Annotated in this window: 16 protein-coding genes and 4 tRNA genes; 4 read left to right on the top strand and 16 right to left on the bottom strand. The window is 58.0% G+C overall.

The genetic code is table 11. The features are described from left to right. Positions 1-48: 48 nt before the first annotated feature. The 10 genes from ACM6JM_RS25200 to ACM6JM_RS25155 all read right to left on the bottom strand — a co-directional run bounded on the left by ACM6JM_RS25200 (position 49) and on the right by ACM6JM_RS25155 (position 9,445). Positions 49-1,920 carry a SurA N-terminal domain-containing protein gene (locus ACM6JM_RS25200; RefSeq protein ID WP_074689054.1) on the bottom strand — a complete coding sequence of 624 codons (1,872 nt, stop codon included), beginning with the start codon at positions 1,918-1,920 and terminating at the stop codon, positions 49-51. A gap of 231 nt (positions 1,921-2,151) precedes the next feature. Next, entirely contained in the window at positions 2,152-2,424 is a 273-nt protein-coding gene (locus tag ACM6JM_RS25195; RefSeq protein ID WP_002552737.1) for an HU family DNA-binding protein, read from the bottom strand. Between the two features lie 148 nt (positions 2,425-2,572). After that, the gene (gene lon, locus ACM6JM_RS25190) at positions 2,573-4,969 is read right to left on the bottom strand and encodes an endopeptidase La (RefSeq protein WP_039767614.1); all 2,397 of its coding nucleotides are present in this window, start codon (positions 4,967-4,969) and stop codon (positions 2,573-2,575) included. Between the two features lie 162 nt (positions 4,970-5,131). Continuing rightward, on the bottom strand, positions 5,132-6,415 hold the full coding sequence (gene clpX / locus ACM6JM_RS25185; RefSeq protein ID WP_007951558.1) for an ATP-dependent Clp protease ATP-binding subunit ClpX: 1,284 nt from the start codon (positions 6,413-6,415) through the stop codon (positions 5,132-5,134). 113 nt (positions 6,416-6,528) lie between these two features. Next, positions 6,529-7,164 carry an ATP-dependent Clp endopeptidase proteolytic subunit ClpP gene (gene clpP, locus ACM6JM_RS25180; protein ID WP_007951559.1) on the bottom strand — a complete coding sequence of 212 codons (636 nt, stop codon included), beginning with the start codon at positions 7,162-7,164 and terminating at the stop codon, positions 6,529-6,531. A 92-nt stretch (positions 7,165-7,256) separates the two neighbouring features. Continuing rightward, on the bottom strand, positions 7,257-8,567 hold the full coding sequence (tig, locus tag ACM6JM_RS25175) for a trigger factor (RefSeq protein WP_074689056.1): 1,311 nt from the start codon (positions 8,565-8,567) through the stop codon (positions 7,257-7,259). Between the two features lie 399 nt (positions 8,568-8,966). Continuing rightward, positions 8,967-9,042: transfer RNA gene (locus tag ACM6JM_RS25170), tRNA-His, on the bottom strand. Between the two features lie 76 nt (positions 9,043-9,118). Continuing rightward, a tRNA-Leu gene (locus ACM6JM_RS25165) sits at positions 9,119-9,203 on the bottom strand. A 57-nt stretch (positions 9,204-9,260) separates the two neighbouring features. Then, positions 9,261-9,336: transfer RNA gene (locus ACM6JM_RS25160), tRNA-His, on the bottom strand. 32 nt (positions 9,337-9,368) lie between these two features. Further along, positions 9,369-9,445, bottom strand: a tRNA-Arg gene (locus tag ACM6JM_RS25155). A 274-nt stretch (positions 9,446-9,719) separates the two neighbouring features. On the opposite strand from ACM6JM_RS25155, the gene folD reads away from it, so the two are divergent. Further along, entirely contained in the window at positions 9,720-10,574 is an 855-nt protein-coding gene (gene folD / locus ACM6JM_RS25150) for a bifunctional methylenetetrahydrofolate dehydrogenase/methenyltetrahydrofolate cyclohydrolase FolD (protein WP_085667502.1), read from the top strand. 229 nt (positions 10,575-10,803) lie between these two features. Further along, complete coding sequence (gene pbpG, locus ACM6JM_RS25145) at positions 10,804-11,742, top strand: D-alanyl-D-alanine endopeptidase (protein WP_011335039.1); 939 nt, start codon at positions 10,804-10,806, stop codon at positions 11,740-11,742. Between the two features lie 52 nt (positions 11,743-11,794). On the opposite strand, the gene ACM6JM_RS25140 is transcribed toward pbpG, so the two are convergent. The 3 genes from ACM6JM_RS25140 to ACM6JM_RS25130 form a co-directional block, all read right to left on the bottom strand. Continuing rightward, positions 11,795-12,001, bottom strand: coding sequence for a hypothetical protein (locus tag ACM6JM_RS25140; RefSeq protein ID WP_007951563.1), 207 nt, complete (start codon positions 11,999-12,001; stop codon positions 11,795-11,797). A gap of 12 nt (positions 12,002-12,013) precedes the next feature. Beyond that, positions 12,014-12,220: a DUF6021 family protein gene (locus ACM6JM_RS25135; protein ID WP_039767621.1), complete on the bottom strand. Its 207-nt coding sequence runs from the start codon at positions 12,218-12,220 to the stop codon at positions 12,014-12,016. 93 nt (positions 12,221-12,313) lie between these two features. Beyond that, complete coding sequence (locus tag ACM6JM_RS25130; protein ID WP_414882703.1) at positions 12,314-12,985, bottom strand: peptidase C39 family protein; 672 nt, start codon at positions 12,983-12,985, stop codon at positions 12,314-12,316. A gap of 231 nt (positions 12,986-13,216) precedes the next feature. On the opposite strand from ACM6JM_RS25130, the gene ACM6JM_RS25125 reads away from it, so the two are divergent. Continuing rightward, entirely contained in the window at positions 13,217-13,384 is a 168-nt protein-coding gene (locus ACM6JM_RS25125) for a hypothetical protein (protein ID WP_007951566.1), read from the top strand. Between the two features lie 74 nt (positions 13,385-13,458). Here the strand turns inward: ACM6JM_RS25125 and ACM6JM_RS25120 are convergent, their stop codons facing one another. Both ACM6JM_RS25120 and ACM6JM_RS25115 read right to left on the bottom strand, forming a co-directional pair. After that, the gene (locus ACM6JM_RS25120; RefSeq protein ID WP_039767626.1) at positions 13,459-14,208 is read right to left on the bottom strand and encodes a TerC family protein; all 750 of its coding nucleotides are present in this window, start codon (positions 14,206-14,208) and stop codon (positions 13,459-13,461) included. A 29-nt stretch (positions 14,209-14,237) separates the two neighbouring features. Beyond that, entirely contained in the window at positions 14,238-14,477 is a 240-nt protein-coding gene (locus ACM6JM_RS25115) for a hypothetical protein (protein WP_039767627.1), read from the bottom strand. A 146-nt stretch (positions 14,478-14,623) separates the two neighbouring features. Between ACM6JM_RS25115 and nhaR the strand changes: the two genes are divergently transcribed. Continuing rightward, positions 14,624-15,523 (top strand): transcriptional activator NhaR, encoded by a 900-nt coding sequence (gene nhaR, locus ACM6JM_RS25110; RefSeq protein ID WP_414882702.1) that lies wholly within the window; start codon positions 14,624-14,626, stop codon positions 15,521-15,523. Here nhaR and ACM6JM_RS25105 read toward each other — a convergent pair. After that, complete coding sequence (locus tag ACM6JM_RS25105) at positions 15,520-16,680, bottom strand: MFS transporter (protein WP_007951570.1); 1,161 nt, start codon at positions 16,678-16,680, stop codon at positions 15,520-15,522. The two genes, nhaR and ACM6JM_RS25105, sit on opposite strands and share 4 nt — an antisense overlap. Positions 16,681-16,732 lie beyond the last annotated feature (52 nt).

The following is a 16,732-nucleotide window of genomic DNA, read 5'->3' as shown; positions in this document are numbered from 1 at the left end:
AGCCCCGGATTTTCATCCGGGGCTCGGGTCTTGCGGCTCAGCCAGGCATCAGAAACGCTTGATGTCGGCTTCGGCTTCCAGCTGCTTGCGATACGCCGCGAAGTCCTGCTGACCCACACGCGAGGCGAGGAAGCGACGATATTGCGCTTTCTCTTCATCGGTCGGAGCCGCCGCTTCGTTCACGCCATTAAGGCGCACGATGGTCAGGCTACCGTCCGCCAACGTCACGCTGGTGAAGGTCGGCTTGTCCTTGGCGGCCGGTTTCGGCATGCGGAACAACGCTTGCAGCACCGCTGGATCAACGCCTTCCTGAGCGCGGTTCGCCGCTTCAGTGACTTTCCAGCTCTGACCGTCCACCGCTTTGTCCAGAGGGGTCTTGCCATCACGCAGACTGGCGATCAGTTGCTCCGCCTTGGTTTTGGCAGCCGCGCTGGCGTGCTCTTTGGTCAACTGGGTGCGAATGGCAGCGGCCACGCTTTCCAGCGGCAATTGAGTCGGCTTGAGGTGCTCCTTGGCGCGCAGCACGATCACGGTTTCCGGATCCAGCTCGATGGCGGTGCTGTTGGCACCCTCTTCCAGCACCTCGGTGCTGAACGCGGCAGTCACCACGGCACGGTTGGCTGCAACGCCTTCGCCACCTTCACGGCCGAACGGCTTGGAGGTGTGCACGGTCAGCTTCAGATCCTGCGCCGGCTGGGCCAGGTCGGATGCTTCGAACGAAGAGTCTTCCAGTTGCTTGGTCGCCTCCACGAAACGCTGCTCGACCTGCTGGGTTTTCAGCTCGCGAGTCAGCTTGTCTTTCAGGCTGGCCAGAGTCGGCACTTCAGGCGCCTCGACACCCAGCAGCTTGATCAGATGGAAACCGAAGTCGGTGCGAACCGGCTCGGAAACCTGATCCTTGTTCAGCGAATACAGGGCTTTCTCAAAGGCTGGATCGTAAACGCCAGGACCGGCATAACCGAGGTCACCGCCGTTGTTGGCCGAACCCGGATCCTGCGAGAACTCCTTGGCCAGCGCTTCGAATTTCTCGCCCTTGGCCAGACGCGCCTGGACTTCTTCGATCTTCGCCTTGGCCTGGGCTTCGGTGGTTTTGTCGTTGACTTCGATCAAAATGTGCGCCGCACGACGCTGTTCCGACAGGTTGGCGATCTCTTTCTGATACGCCGCCTGCAGGTCTTCGTCCTTGACGGCGACCTGATCGAAGAACGAAGCCTTCTTCAGCTCCAGGTAATCGATGACCACTTGATCCGGGGTCATGAACTCCTTGGCGTGCTCGTCGTAGTAAGCCTTGACCTCGTCATCGGTCAGCTTCACGGCCGAAGGGTCAGCCTTGATGTTCAGCGTGGCGAAGTCGCGGGTCTGTTTTTCCAGACGGGCGAAGGCCAGCACCTGAGCATCGGTCACGAAACCGCTGCCCGCCACACCGGCGCGCAGTTGGCCGATCAGCATTTCCTGAGCCAGCATCTGGCGGAACTGCATGCGGCTGTAGCCCAGTTGACGGATCACCTGATCGAAACGGTCGGAGCTGAACTTGCCGTCGACCTGGAATTCAGGCGTCTGCAGGATCACTTGGTCCAGGGCCGCTTCGGAGAAAGCGAATTTCGATTGTTCCGCGCCTTGCAGCAGCAGCTTGCGATCGATCAGACCCTTGAGGGCCGATTCGCGCAGCATTTTTTCGTCCAGCAAGGAAGCGTCGAAGTCCTTGCCCAGTTGTTGCATCAGCTGACGGCGTTGCATATCCACCGCCTGGCTCAGCTCGTTCTGGCTGATTTCTTCACCGTTGACCTTGGCCGCCTCATTCTTGTGAGTCGTGGCCTGGAAAATGGCGTCGAAACCGGTCAGAGCCATCAGTGCAACGATGACCCCGATAATGGTCTTGGCAATCCAGCCTTGTGAATTGTCCCTGATATTCTGCAGCATGCGTCCCCCAGAAACGGTTGAACTTCAAAATTAGGCAACCGTGGAGCGTGGGTAGAATCCGGATAGAAGAAAGGCGCATCCGAGGATGCGCCTTCTCGTAACTGGCGGAGCGGACAGGGCTCGAACCCTCGATCCCGGTGTGACAGGCAGCTATTCCAACCGCCTGCTCTACCGCTCCGCTGCCAAGTCAGGCGTAACCCCGACCCGGATGGGTAAAAACCTGAATCAAACTTAGTTGACGGCTTCTTTCAGGGCTTTACCGGCTTTGAAACCTGGTTTTTTGGCTGCCGCGATTTCCAGAGTCTTGCCGGTCTGTGGGTTACGACCGATGCGAGCTGGACGATCAGTCACGGAGAAAGTACCGAAACCAACCAGAACAACGGAGTCGCCAGCCTTGAGAGCGCCAGTGACGGATTCGATTACAGCGTCCAGCGCACGGCCAGCAGCAGCTTTCGGGATATCAGCGGATGCAGCGATAGCATCAATCAGTTCCGACTTGTTCACTCTAAGTCCCCTTATATCTATTTGAGTATGATTCTAAGTTTTTTGGTGAAAGCAAAAACGAGTGCTGAATGGCCTACAGACACTTAAGAGCCGCTTTATAACAAGGGCTCTAAAAAGCTGTCAAGGAAGCCCCCCAGGCAAAAGCGTATTAATGCGTGCTAATTCTTTCCTTAGAGTCAGACTCACGTTTTTCGTCCTTGGCAACTATCTCCGGAGCCACATCCGGCAAGGGCTCCGGCGCGTATTGCAGCGCAATTTGCAGGACTTCGTCAATCCATTTAACCGGTTTGATCTGCAGATCCTGCTTGATATTGTCAGGAATCTCCTTCAGATCACGCACGTTCTCTTCCGGAATAATCACTGTCTTGATTCCGCCACGGTGAGCGGCCAGCAGTTTTTCCTTCAGACCGCCAATGGCGAGAACTTGACCACGCAGGGTGATCTCGCCGGTCATGGCGACATCGGCGCGCACAGGAATACCCGTCAAAGCCGACACCAGTGCGGTACACATGCCTACACCAGCGCTCGGGCCGTCTTTCGGAGTAGCGCCTTCCGGCATGTGGATGTGGGTGTCGCGCTTCTCGTGGAAGTCGAGCGGAATGCCCAGGCTCTTGGCACGGCTGCGCACAACGGTCAGGGCCGCAGTGATCGATTCGACCATTACGTCACCCAGCGAACCGGTCTTGATCAGTTGACCTTTGCCCGGCACCACAGCGGCTTCGATGGTCAGCAGTTCGCCGCCCACCTGAGTCCAGGCCAGGCCGGTGACTTGTCCGATCTGATCCTGCTGCTCGGCCAGACCGTAGCGGAACTTGCGAACGCCGAGGAAATGCTCCAGCAGATCAGCTGTCACTTTTACCGAGAAGCGTTTTTCCAGCGCGTGCTCTTTGACCGCCTTGCGGCAGACCTTGGCAATCTGCCGCTCGAGGCCACGCACACCGGCTTCGCGGGTGTAGTAACGGATGATGTCGCGGATCGCTTCTTCGTCGAATTCCAGCTCGCCCTTCTTCAGGCCGTTGGCTGCAACCTGTTTGGGCGACAGGTACTTGACCGCAATGTTGATCTTCTCGTCTTCGGTGTAGCCCGGCAGACGGATGACTTCCATCCGGTCCAGCAGCGCCGGTGGAATGTTCATCGAGTTCGAGGTGCACAGGAACATCACATCCGAGAGGTCGTAATCGACTTCCAGATAGTGATCGTTGAAGTTGTGGTTCTGCTCCGGATCAAGCACTTCCAGCAATGCCGACGCCGGGTCGCCACGCATGTCGCTGCCCATTTTGTCGATTTCATCGAGCAGGAACAGCGGGTTGCGGACACCCACTTTTGTCATCTTTTGAATCAATCTTCCTGGCATCGAACCGATGTAGGTCCGACGGTGACCACGGATTTCCGCTTCGTCACGCACGCCACCGAGGGCCATGCGCACGAATTTGCGGTTGGTGGCATGGGCGATCGACTCGGCCAGCGAGGTTTTACCCACGCCCGGAGGACCGACCAGGCACAACACCGGGCCACGGATTTTCTTCACGCGCTTTTGCACGGCGAGGTATTCGAGGATGCGCTCCTTGACCTCTTCGAGGCCGTAGTGATCGGCGTCGAGAATGTCTTCGGCACGGGCCAGGTCCAGACGTACCTTGCTCTGAGCCTTCCACGGCACTTGAACCAGCCAGTCGATGTACGAGCGCACCACGGTGGCTTCAGCGGACATCGGCGACATTTGCTTGAGCTTGTTCAGCTCGGCAGTGGCCTTGGCCAGCGCGTCTTTCGGCAGACCGGCAGCGTCGATGCGCTTTTTCAGGTCTTCAATTTCGTTGTGGCCTTCGTCGCTGTCGCCGAGTTCTTTCTGAATGGCCTTCATCTGCTCATTCAGGTAGTACTCGCGCTGACTGCGCTCCATTTGCTTTTTGACGCGGCCACGAATGCGTTTTTCGACTTGCAGCAGGTCGATCTCGGCGTCCAGCAAGGCCAGAACGTGCTCGACCCGGGCCGACAAATCGATGATTTCGAGGATTTCCTGCTTCTGCTCGATCTTCAGCGCCATGTGCGCAGCCATGGTGTCTACCAGGCGGCCAGGCTCGTCGATGCTGTTGAGAGACGACAGGACTTCAGCCGGGACTTTTTTGCCCAACTGCACATATTGTTCGAACTGCGACAGCAGGCTGCGCACAAACACTTCGGATTCGCGCTCGGCGGCGTCGACTTCGTCGATCAGCGACACTTCGGCACGGCAGTGGCCATCGACTTCGCTGAAGCGCTCGACAGCGCCACGCTGCTCGCCTTCGACCAGAACCTTGACGGTGCCGTCCGGCAGCTTCAGCAGCTGCAGAACGGTGGCGATAGTACCTACGCGATAGAGAGCTTCTTCACCGGGATCGTCGTCAGCCGGGTTTCTCTGGGCCAGCAGCAGGATCTGCTTGTCACCCGTCATCGCGGCCTCGAGGGCTTCGATGGATTTCTCGCGCCCCACGAACAGCGGGATAACCATGTGCGGATACACAACGACATCACGCAATGGCAGGAGAGGCAATTCGATGGTGGTCTTCATGATTTCGCCTCTACGGCGGCCATATGGCCGTAATCAGATGGAATTAAGCTTGAAACCAAGATGGGGGTTGCCTTGAAAAAAAACAAGCGCAAAGCGGATGTAAAAAACGACATAAAAAAAAGAGGCCCGAAGGCCCCTTCCTTGTTCCGGCAGGCTGGGCGCTTACGCGTCCGGCGCTGCCTTGGCAGCCGGCTCACTGTTTTCGTAGATATACAGTGGCTTGGACTTGCCTTCGATCACGCTTTCATCGATCACGACTTTGCTCACCTCGGACTGCGAGGGGATTTCATACATCGTGTCGAGCAGTACACCTTCGAGAATCGAACGCAGGCCACGGGCACCGGTTTTACGCTCCAGGGCACGCTTGGCGACCGATTTCAGCGCGTCGGAACGGAATTCCAGATCCACGCCTTCCATCTCGAACAGCTTGGCATACTGTTTGGTCAGGGCATTTTTCGGCTCGGTGAGAATCTGCATCAAAGCAGCCTCATCCAGCTCGTCCAGCGTCGCAAGAACCGGCAGACGACCGACGAATTCCGGGATCAGACCGAACTTGACCAGATCGTCAGGCTCGACTTCACGCAGGGATTCACCGACTTTCTTGCCTTCTTCCTTGCTGCGCACTTCTGCGTTGAATCCGATACCACCCTTGGTGGAACGGTTCTGAATGACCTTCTCCAGACCGGAGAACGCACCACCGCAGATGAACAGAATGTTACGGGTATCAACCTGAAGAAATTCCTGCTGCGGATGCTTGCGGCCACCTTGCGGCGGAACGGAAGCGACCGTGCCTTCGATCAGTTTGAGCAAGGCCTGCTGCACGCCTTCACCGGAAACGTCCCGGGTGATCGACGGGTTGTCGGACTTGCGCGAAATCTTGTCGATTTCGTCGATGTAGACAATGCCCATCTGGGCTTTCTCTACGTCGTAATCGCACTTCTGCAGCAGCTTCTGAATGATGTTCTCGACGTCTTCACCCACGTAACCGGCCTCGGTGAGGGTGGTTGCGTCGGCGATGGTGAACGGAACGTTCAGCAAGCGGGCCAGAGTTTCGGCCAGCAGGGTTTTACCGGAGCCTGTCGGGCCGATCAGCAGGATGTTGCTTTTGCCGAGTTCGACGTCGTCAGCCTTTTTGTCACGCTGGTTCAGACGCTTGTAGTGGTTGTACACCGCTACTGCCAGAACCTTCTTGGCACGTTCCTGACCAATTACATACTGATCAAGGATGCCGCTGATTTCTTTAGGCGAAGGCAATTTATGCGCGCTGCTTTCGGCCTGTGCTTCCTGCACCTCCTCGCGGATGATGTCATTGCACAGGTCGACGCACTCGTCGCAGATAAAGACCGAGGGGCCGGCAATCAATTTGCGTACTTCATGCTGGCTTTTGCCACAGAAGGAGCAATAGAGCAGCTTGCCGTTGTCCTCGCCGTTGCGGGTGTCAGTCATTCGTTCGATCCAAATCCGATAGGCTTGCAACACAAGATGAAGGCTATTGCGGGCTTTTTCAAGCCCGCCGCTGATCAGACGCGCCGACCAAGCCTATTTTGAGCTGCTTATTTTTAAGCTGGGCGCTGGTTGATCACTTCGTCGATCAGACCGTATTCCTTCGCAGCTTCTGCACTCATGAAGTTGTCGCGGTTGGTGTCGCGCTCGATTTCTTCAAGCGTACGGCCGCTGTGCTTGGCCATCAGCGTGTTCAGACGCTCGCGGATGAAGAGGATTTCCTTGGCATGGATTTCGATGTCCGATGCCTGGCCCTGGAAACCGCCCAGTGGCTGGTGAATCATCACGCGCGAGTTCGGCAGGCAGAAACGCTTGCCAGGTGCACCGGCCGTCAGCAGGAATGCGCCCATGCTGCACGCCTGACCGATACAGGTAGTCGATACGTTTGGCTTGATGAACTGCATGGTGTCGTAGATCGACATGCCCGCTGTCACCGAACCGCCCGGGGAGTTGATATAAAGATGGATGTCCTTGTCCGGGTTTTCCGCTTCAAGGAACAGCAATTGCGCGCAAATCAGGTTGGCCATGTAGTCCTCTACCGGACCCACCAGAAAGATTACTCGTTCCTTGAGAAGACGCGAGTAGATGTCATAGGCGCGCTCGCCACGAGCAGATTGCTCGACAACCATCGGGACCAGGCCGCCGGCGGCCTGGATATCAGAGTTCTGCTGAATATAGGAATTACGGAACATGCTCTGCAGTCACTCCCAAATAGTCATGTCTTGAATACGCATAAGCCAGCTCGAAGGCTGGCTTATGGTGTGTGCTTCTAACGCAAAAACAATCAGTCGGCTTTTGGAGCTTCTACCGGCTTGACCGCTTCTTCGTAAGAGACCGATTTGTCGGTCACGCTAGCTTTCTGCAGAACAGTATCCACAACTTGTTCTTCCAGCACAACCGAACGAACTTCGTTCAGTTGCTGGTCGTTCTTGTAGTACCAGGACACGACCTGCTCAGGCTCTTGGTAAGCCGAAGCCATTTCCTGAATCATTTCGCGAACGCGGGCTTCGTCTGGCTTCAGGTCGAACTGCTTGACCACTTCGGCCACGATCAGACCCAGGACAACGCGACGCTTGGCTTGTTCTTCGAACAGCTCGGCCGGCAGTTGGTCTGGCTTGATGTTGCCGCCGAACTGCTGAACAGCCTGCACGCGCAGACGGTCAACTTCGTTGGACAGCAGAGCCTTGGGCACTTCGATCGGGTTGGTGGCCAGCAGACCGTCCATGACCTGATTCTTGACCTTGGATTTGATCGCCTGACGCAGTTCACGCTCCATGTTCTTGCGAACTTCGGTGCGGAAACCGTCGATGCCACTTTCCTTGATGCCGAATTGAGCGAAGAACTCTTCGTTCAGCTCTGGCAGCTTTGGCTCGGAAACGGTGTTTACAGTCACGGTGAACTCGGCGGTTTTGCCAGCCAGGTCCAGGTTCTGATAGTCCTCCGGGAAGGTCAGGTTCAGAACGCGCTCTTCGCCGGCTTTAGCGCCTACCAGGCCTTCTTCGAAGCCAGGGATCATGCGACCGGAACCCAGTACCAGCTGAGTGCCCTTGGCGGAACCGCCAGCGAACACTTCGCCGTCAACCTTGCCAACGAAATCGATGTTCAGCTGGTCTTCGTTCTGGGCAGCACGATCGGCCACTTCGAAACGGGTGTTCTGCTTGCGCAGGATGTCCAGCATCTTGTCCAGATCGGCGTCAGCCACGTCAGCGCTCAGGCGCTCGACGGTGATGCCTTCGAAGCCGGCAACGGTGAACTCTGGGAACACTTCGAATACGGCTACGTATTCCAGATCCTTGCCAGCCTCGAGCGATTTTGGCTCGATCGATGGCGAACCGGCCGGGTTCAGCTTCTGCTCAACCACAGCTTCGTAGAAGGAGGACTGGATCACGTCGCCGATTGCTTCCTGGCGCGCATCAGCACCGAAACGGCGCTTGATTTCGCTCATTGGCACCTTGCCAACACGGAAGCCAGCAATCTTGGCCTTTTTGGCAGTCTGCTGCAGACGCTTGTTGACCTGAGTCTCGATGCGCTCAGCCGGCACGGTGATGCTCATGCGGCGCTCAAGAGCAGTAGTATTTTCAACAGAAACTTGCATGGATATTCCTCGTTGCACAGACGTTAGCCGGCCGTTTCCGACCCAAGAATCAAGGGCAAGCATTCTAGTAGGTCAAACTCAAGAAGTCACCCTACTGAAAACGGGTAAAAAACAGCAGGCCATTTGAAGGCGGGGACAAACGGTTGCGCCTCGCCCTGTTAGCAAATACAGCCAATTCAAGCCAGGGCTCTGCGCCAACCTCTTCTATATATAGAGGCGGTTGAATCATCTCCCTGACAGCCGACCTCGCAAGCAAGGACGGCGGGCAGCGCAGCATCATCGAGCAACATTAATACGACGAAGCACCCTGCCCTGCGACCCGAAACCTGCAGCCGCGAAAATCCGAAACCGTAAAACAAAAAAGGCGCCAGACTGTGAAATCTGGCGCCTTTCGGAATATGGGGTGGACGATGGGGATCGAACCCACGACAACGGGAGTCACAATCCCGTGCTCTACCAACTGAGCTACGCCCACCATATTGCGTGTCAAAGAAGCCAAACAACTTCTTTGTAGAACTTCACCCGGCCAACGGCATGAATGAAGCTTTGATTGGTGCGGATGAAGAGACTCGAACTCTTACGCCTCGCGGCGCTGGAACCTAAATCCAGTGTGTCTACCAATTCCACCACATCCGCAGATGAAGCTTTTAAAGCAAAGGCGCCAGACTGTTACATCTGGCGCCTTTCGAAATATGGGGTGGACGATGGGGATCGAACCCACGACAACGGGAGTCACAATCCCGTGCTCTACCAACTGAGCTACGCCCACCATATCGCGTTACTTGTGCCAATGCTGCCTAATGGCGCACCCGGCAGGACTCGAACCTGCGACCATCCGCTTAGAAGGCGGATGCTCTATCCAGCTGAGCTACGGGCGCCTTGTTAGCTGTACCCTTGGAGGACTACAAACTAAGTGCTTTCCAGTCTCGCAAAACGTTGATTTAGCTCGACCTTCTTAACCAGTGCTAGGCTGTGCCCGACAAGTGCGACGAATAGTATAGAGCGACCCGAAGGTCGTCAAATCCTTTTTAAAAAAAATTCATTTAATTAAAGGGCTTAGGGGAATTTGCTGACCAAGCGCCTTTGCCCTCACCGTTTGACATGCGAGAATGCGTTCTCTTTTTTTCCCCTCTCGATGGTTAATCACGCGCAATGACTGCACAACTAATCGACGGCAAATCGATCGCCGCCAGCCTGCGCCAGCAGATCGCCCAACGGGTTGCCGAACGTCGCCAGCAAGGTCTGCGCACGCCAGGCCTCGCGGTGATCCTGGTCGGCAGCGATCCTGCCTCTCAGGTTTATGTCTCGCACAAGCGTAAAGACTGTGAAGAGGTCGGCTTCCTCTCTCAAGCGTACGACCTGCCTTCCGAAACCACTCAGGAAGCACTGACCGATCTGATCGATCGACTGAACGACGATCCGGCAATCGACGGCGTTCTGCTTCAACTTCCTCTGCCAGAGCACCTGGACGCTTCCAAACTGCTGGAGCGCATCCGCCCGGACAAGGATGTCGACGGTTTCCATCCTTATAACGTCGGTCGTCTGGCCCAGCGCATTCCGCTGCTGCGTCCGTGCACCCCGAAAGGCATCATGACCCTGCTGGAAAGCACCGGTGCCAATCTGTACGGGATGGACGCGGTGGTTGTTGGCGCATCCAACATCGTCGGTCGTCCGATGGCGATGGAGCTGCTGCTGGCCGGTTGCACCGTAACCGTTACCCACCGCTTCACCAAGGATCTGGCCGGCCACGTCGGCCGCGCCGATCTGGTGGTCGTGGCCGCCGGCAAGCCGGGCCTGGTCAAGGGCGAGTGGATCAAGGAAGGCGCGATCGTGATCGACGTCGGCATCAACCGCCAGGAAGACGGCAAACTGGTGGGTGATGTGGTCTACGAGACCGCCCTGCCCCGCGCCGGCTGGATTACTCCGGTACCCGGCGGCGTCGGCCCGATGACCCGCGCCTGCCTGCTTGAGAACACGCTCTACGCGGCAGAAACCCTGCACGCCTGAGTCGCGTTTTCCGCGCTCCGAGAACCCCGCCTTGCGCGGGGTTTTTCATGCCCTCGAAAAAACCTTTACCGTTCGCCGGAAACCCCTATTTTTACAGGGCTTTTCACGACTTTTTCATGCCTGGCGGACAACCATCGACAGTTCTTCAACCATACTCCTACAATGCGTCGTTTTTACGACACAGGCCGTTACAAAGAACGGCATTTCCAACCTTCATGAGTTCGCCCGCGTGAATATTCGTCTGTCCATCCTGAGCCTGGTTTTTGCATTTTCAGGCACGCTCCTCACGCCAACGGTCAACGCCGCCGAAACCACCGCTGCCCCTCGAGACGCCTCGCAATTGAAGATTGCCTCCGGCAGCGCCCTGCTGATGGATCTGCAGACCAACAAAGTCATTTATTCCAGCAACCCGGACGTGGTGGTGCCCATCGCTTCCGTGAGCAAATTGATGACCGGTTTGGTAGTTGTCGAAGCACACCAGAACATGGACGAATGGATTGACGTCGACATCAGCCACACGCCGGAAATGAAAGGCGTGTTTTCCCGCGTCAAGCTGCGCAGCGAACTGCCCCGCCGGGAGATGCTGCTGATTGCCCTGATGTCCTCGGAAAACCGCGCCGCCGCCAGCCTGGCCCACCACTATCCGGGTGGTTACGCGGCATTCATCGCCGCAATGAACGCCAAGGCCAAGGCGCTGGGCATGACCAGCACGCACTTTGTCGAACCCACCGGCCTGTCCGAGCGCAACGTCTCCACCGCCCGCGACCTGAGCAAGTTGCTGGTGGCTGCGCATAAACAGCCGCTGCTCATCGAGCTGACCACCACCAAGGAAAAGACCGTTTCGTTCCGTAAACCCAATTACACCCTGGGTTTCCGCAACACCGATCACCTGGTCAACAAGGCCGACTGGGATATCCGCATCACCAAAACCGGTTTCACCAACCCTGCCGGTCACTGTCTGGTGCTGGTGACCCGCATGGCCAACCGTCCGGTTGCCCTGGTGATTCTCGACGCGTTCGGCAAATACACTCACTTCGCCGATGCCAGCCGCATCCGCAGCTGGGTGGAAACCGGCAAGAGTGCCAACGTCCCAGCCGTGGCTCAGCAATACAAGGCCGACAAAAACCTCAAGAGTCGCCAGAGCGGCGTGATCGAAGCGTCCAAGTAATCCGTCCCCCATGAAAAAGCCCCGAATCGTCGGGGCTTTTTCATTTATGCACTCAGTCGTTTGGCAACGGCATCTTGTCGTCATCGGGAATGCCGTCACCGGCACTCGGGTCGCGGGAATGCTCCGGCGTCACCACCGCCGGACGCGCCAGCGGATCGCGCAGCGGGCTCTCCGGATCCAGAACCGGATCGACTTCCGGCTCGGGGGTGGTTGGCACACTGTCAGGTTTGTGGTCGTCGAAACTCGAATCGGTACTCATACGCACCTCGCTTCAAGGCTTGAGATCAGCCAAGGGATCGTAAGGCTTGGCCGGACGCTTGGGATCGTCGCCCGGCTGCACATCCTTCGGCGCCTTCGCCGGGCCAATGGGATCGACTTGCGGATCGTCCAGATCAGGCGAGTCCGGATCAAAGCCCAGGTCGTCGCCGCTGCCATGCTCGGAAGAATGCGGCCCAGTGGGTGAAGTTGGAATTGCCATGTTCGCCTCCTGATACTGGCCCGAAAAACACGGGACGCTACAGTTCAGAAGCGCATCCTCCATCAGGGTGCCCGACAGGCGACGAACGGAACTTCAATGCGCCGCCAGCGCCTTCCTCGCCTGCGCCGCTTCCCGCTCCTGCCCGGCTTGCGCCAGTGCGTCGGCAGCCTTGAGCCAGCGCTGTTGATCGACCGCCGCCGGAATCTGCGCCGGTTTCTGGATCAACACCGCCCAGCCTCCGGATTTTTCGAGGGCCGACTCAAAGGAGCTGAAGCTCATCAATTCACGGCGATTCATCCCGGCGCGCAGCAGCACCTTCTGCTTCAAGCGATCGTAGCCGGAAAGGATCGCGTAACGCGGCTCAGCCCAAAACGCCGAACCCTCGCTGAAACGCACCATCACCGGATACCCGGCCGCCACCTGAGTCAGCAGCGCCGGCAGATTGCTGTCCAGCGGATACACGACCATGCCGTATTCACGGGCCAGACTCTGCAGATTCTGTTGCAACTTGTCCTCGGCGCCCGGCAAGTGCAGCGGCTTTTCCAGCAGACCCGGCGTGATCACGATGCCCTGCTGCGACAGCAGACTGGCCAGCACTTGCGGCCCGCTTTGATAGGCCTCACCGCGATAGAAGGTGCCACTGAGCTCGACCCGCTCCGGCAGGCGCTTGACCTCCGGCGCCACACTGCCCGCACACCCCACCAATGCTGTCACGCAACCGGCCACCAGCAGCGCCGCGCGAATCCGGGAAAATAGCTGCACCATCGTCACTCTCTTGATCAGTTACCGGTCATCGTGTTCCGGCTTGGTCGAGGATCATAGGACGGCGTCACGCTGCGGTATAGCCCAAAACGGCAGATGCATCGGCTGCATAGAGCGAACTGATTGATCACCACCGACCTTTGGTCAATAGCCTGAAACACACCAGCGACTAGACTGTCATTCAGAGAAGAGCCAAAGAGCGTTAGCCCGACGCAGGGCAAAGAGGAGGCACAGATGAGCCTGACCATGACCATCGTAATGCTGATTGCCGGCTGGCTGGCCGTTGCCGCCGCCATGTTGTGGGGCGTACTGCGGATTTCCCGCCGCCATCACCACCCGGTACAACCTGCACCGACCAGGAAGATCGAGAAACACGACGCCCGTCACGCCACCGCGCACTGACTTTCCGTAACCGATACAAACAAAAAGGCCGCCTGGACTCTCGCGAGTTCAGGCGGCCTTTGCTTTTCCAACGATTACGCTTCGGCAGTCAGTTTCTTCTGCTTGGCGCGGCGCGACATCATGTTCAGCACTTCAATCGCAGCCGAGAACGCCATGGCGGCATACACATAACCTTTTGGTACGTGGGCGCCGAAGCCTTCGGCGATCAGCGTCATGCCGATCATGATCAGGAAGCCCAGAGCCAGCATCACCACCGTCGGGTTATCGTTGATGAACTTGGCCAGCGGGTCAGCCGCAAACAGCATCACCAGCACCGAGACCACAACCGCAATCACCATGATCGGCAAGTGTTCGGTCATGCCGACAGCGGTAATGATGCTGTCGATCGAGAACACCATGTCCAGCATCAGGATTTGCCCGATGGCGGCGGCGAAGCCCAGGGTCACCTTGGACGTCGCGGTTTTCGGATCTTCCGGTGCCGGGTCCATGCTGTGATGGATCTCGGTCGTCGCCTTCCACAACAGGAACAGGCCGCCGGCGATCAGGATCATGTCCTTCCAGGAGAACGCGTGGCCAAGGATCTCGATGACCGGCGCGGTCAGCTGAACGATGAACGCGATGGTGCTCAACAAGGCCAGACGCATGATCAGCGCCATGCCGATCCCCAGACGACGGGCTTTCTGCCGGTACTGCTCGGGCAGCTTGTTGGTCAGGATCGAGATGAAGATCAGGTTATCGATGCCGAGCACGATTTCCATCACCACCAGTGTGGCCAAGGCAATCCATGCGGTCGGGCTGGAAGCGAGTTCTAACAGGTATTCCATGGGTCAGTCCTGACTCTGTGTAAGACGGTTTAGATTTCCTGGGAGGACGATTCGGATTTTTCTTCGTCGTCTTTCGGTTCTTTCTTGCTGATCAGATTGCCGGTGGCATCGCTGAGCGCCTGCTCGGCAGCTTTGTGCGTGTCATCGATGGCTTGCTTGGCCGCTTCAGCCGCCTGCCCCATCAGTTGCTGGGCGCTCTTTTCGGCCTGGTCGCAACCGGCCAGTACCAGTAAAGACGCGATCAACAACGCCGTAGTTTTTAGTTTCATGATGCTTCCCTCGATAGAACAGACAGCGCCGTACAGGCCGGCCGTCGATGGCTGGGCATTCTAGGGAGACAAACACTTCAGGAAAATTCGTATTTTTAGCGGCTATACTTCGATTTATACGAACTGTATTGGACGGACCGAACCCCATGCTCAATTACCGACAACTGCATTACTTCTGGGTGGTGGCCAAGACCGGCAGCATCGTGCGCGCGTGCGAGCAACTGAACCTGACGCCGCAGACCATCAGCGGGCAGATTTCCCTGCTCGAACAGACCTACGGCATCGAGCTGTTTCAACGAGTCGGCCGGCAATTAGAACTCACCGAGGCCGGGCGCCAGGCCCTGCCCTACGCCGAGCAGATGTTCCAGCTCGGCGGCGAGCTGGAGCTGATGCTGCGCGCCCAGCCCAACGAACAGCAGATCCTGTTCCGGGTCGGCGTGGCGGACGTGGTGCCCAAATCCATCGTCTATCGCCTGATCGCGCCGACCATGGAATTGAGCGAGCCGCTGCGCATCACCTGCCGCGAGGACAAACTCGAGCGATTACTGGCGGATCTGGCGATCCAGCGCCTGGACATGGTGATCTCCGACAGCCCGATGCCCTCGCACCTGGACATCAAGGGCTACAGCCAGAAGCTAGGCGAATGCGGGATCAGTTTTTTCGCCACCGCCGAACTGGCAGCGCAATACGGTCAGGATTTCCCGCGCAGCCTGCACGGTGCGCCGCTGTTGATCCCCGGCGCGGAAACCGTGGTGCGCAGCCGTTTACAGCGCTGGTTCGCAGAGCAACAGATTCAGCCGAGGATTGTCGGGGAGTTCGATGACAGCGCCCTGATGCAGGCGTTCGGCCAGTCCGGCAGCGGGATTTTCATCGGCCCGAGCGTGATTGCCGATGAGGTGAAGCGCCAGTACGGCGTCGAGTTGATCGGCCAGACCGATGCGGTGAGCGAGTCGTTTTACGCGATCTCGGTGGAGCGCAAGGTCAAGCACCCCGGCATCAAAGCGATTACCGAAGGTGCCCGACGCGAGCTGTTTACAGCGTTTTAAGCCGGCGCGCAGACGTCGCGCGGCTTGAGCACCATCAGCACCATGGCGAGGAAAATCGACAGCAGAATGAACCCGGCAGCGGCGAAACCCACAAAACCCAGGCCGGCGCTGTCGATCACTCGACCGCCAATGATCGCGCCCAAACCAATCCCGAGGTTGGCCCCGGCAATGTTCAGCGAGGCGGCAAAGGCTGGCGCTTCCGGTGCGGCTTTCATCAAGCGCACGTGACTGACCAGAAACAGCGCCGCCTGCGTCACGCCCCAGATGCCCATCGCCGCCGCCAGACCCAGCGACGAATTGATGTTAGGCACCAGCGCCACCATCCCGGGAATCATGAACGCGCAGAACATCACCGAAGCCATCAGTGGATGGCGATCCACCGCACGACCGCCCAGCGAGTTGCCGATCAGACCGACCGCGCCAAAGCCCATCAGGCACCAGCCGACCACGGTGCCATTGAAGCCGGCCAGACGTTCGAGGATGTCCGCCAGATAGGTGTAGGCGGTGAACATGCCGCTGAACACCAGGATCGACAGCAACACATGGCCGAGCATCAACGGGCTGCGCAGGATCTTGAACTGCGAGGCGAAACTGACCTGATGCTGGTGCAGGCTGGTTTTCGGCAGATAGACAAACAGCAGCAGCGCCTTGGCAAACGCGATCACCGCCAGAATGGCGAACGCGCTGCGCCAGCCGAACGCATCGGAAATCAACGTACCGACCGGAATTCCGAACACGGTGGCGCAGACAATGCCGAAGCCAATCTTGGCGATCGCGCGACCGGCGAAGTCCGGGCCGACGATATCCACCGCCGTTTCGCTGGCCAGCGCCCAGAACACCGGCAATCCCAACGCCGGGATCAACCGGGCGATGGCCATGACCCAGATGTTCGGCGCCAATGCCGCCACGGTATTGGCCAGGCCGAACATGATCAGGATGGTGATGAACAGCTTGCGTCGCTCGAAGCGGGCGAAATACGCGGTCAAGAAAGGACCGAACATCGCCACGGTGAAAGCGAATAGAGTCACCAGCAGCCCGGCCTGCGGGATGGTGACGGCCAGGTCGCGGGCAATCGCCGGCAGCAGGCCGACGATGACGAACTCCGTGGTCAGCACCGTAAACCCGGCGGCGGACAACAGAAGGATGGGCAACAGCATGAGGAACTCCAGCAAAACGACGACACCAGCGTTGACCCGAAGGCCCGCTGGC

This window comes from Pseudomonas sp. IT-P2, assembly GCF_949767575.1.
Taxonomy (GTDB): Bacteria; Pseudomonadota; Gammaproteobacteria; order Pseudomonadales; family Pseudomonadaceae; genus Aquipseudomonas; species Aquipseudomonas pharyngis.
This window is presented reverse-complemented; position numbering and strand designations above follow the sequence as displayed.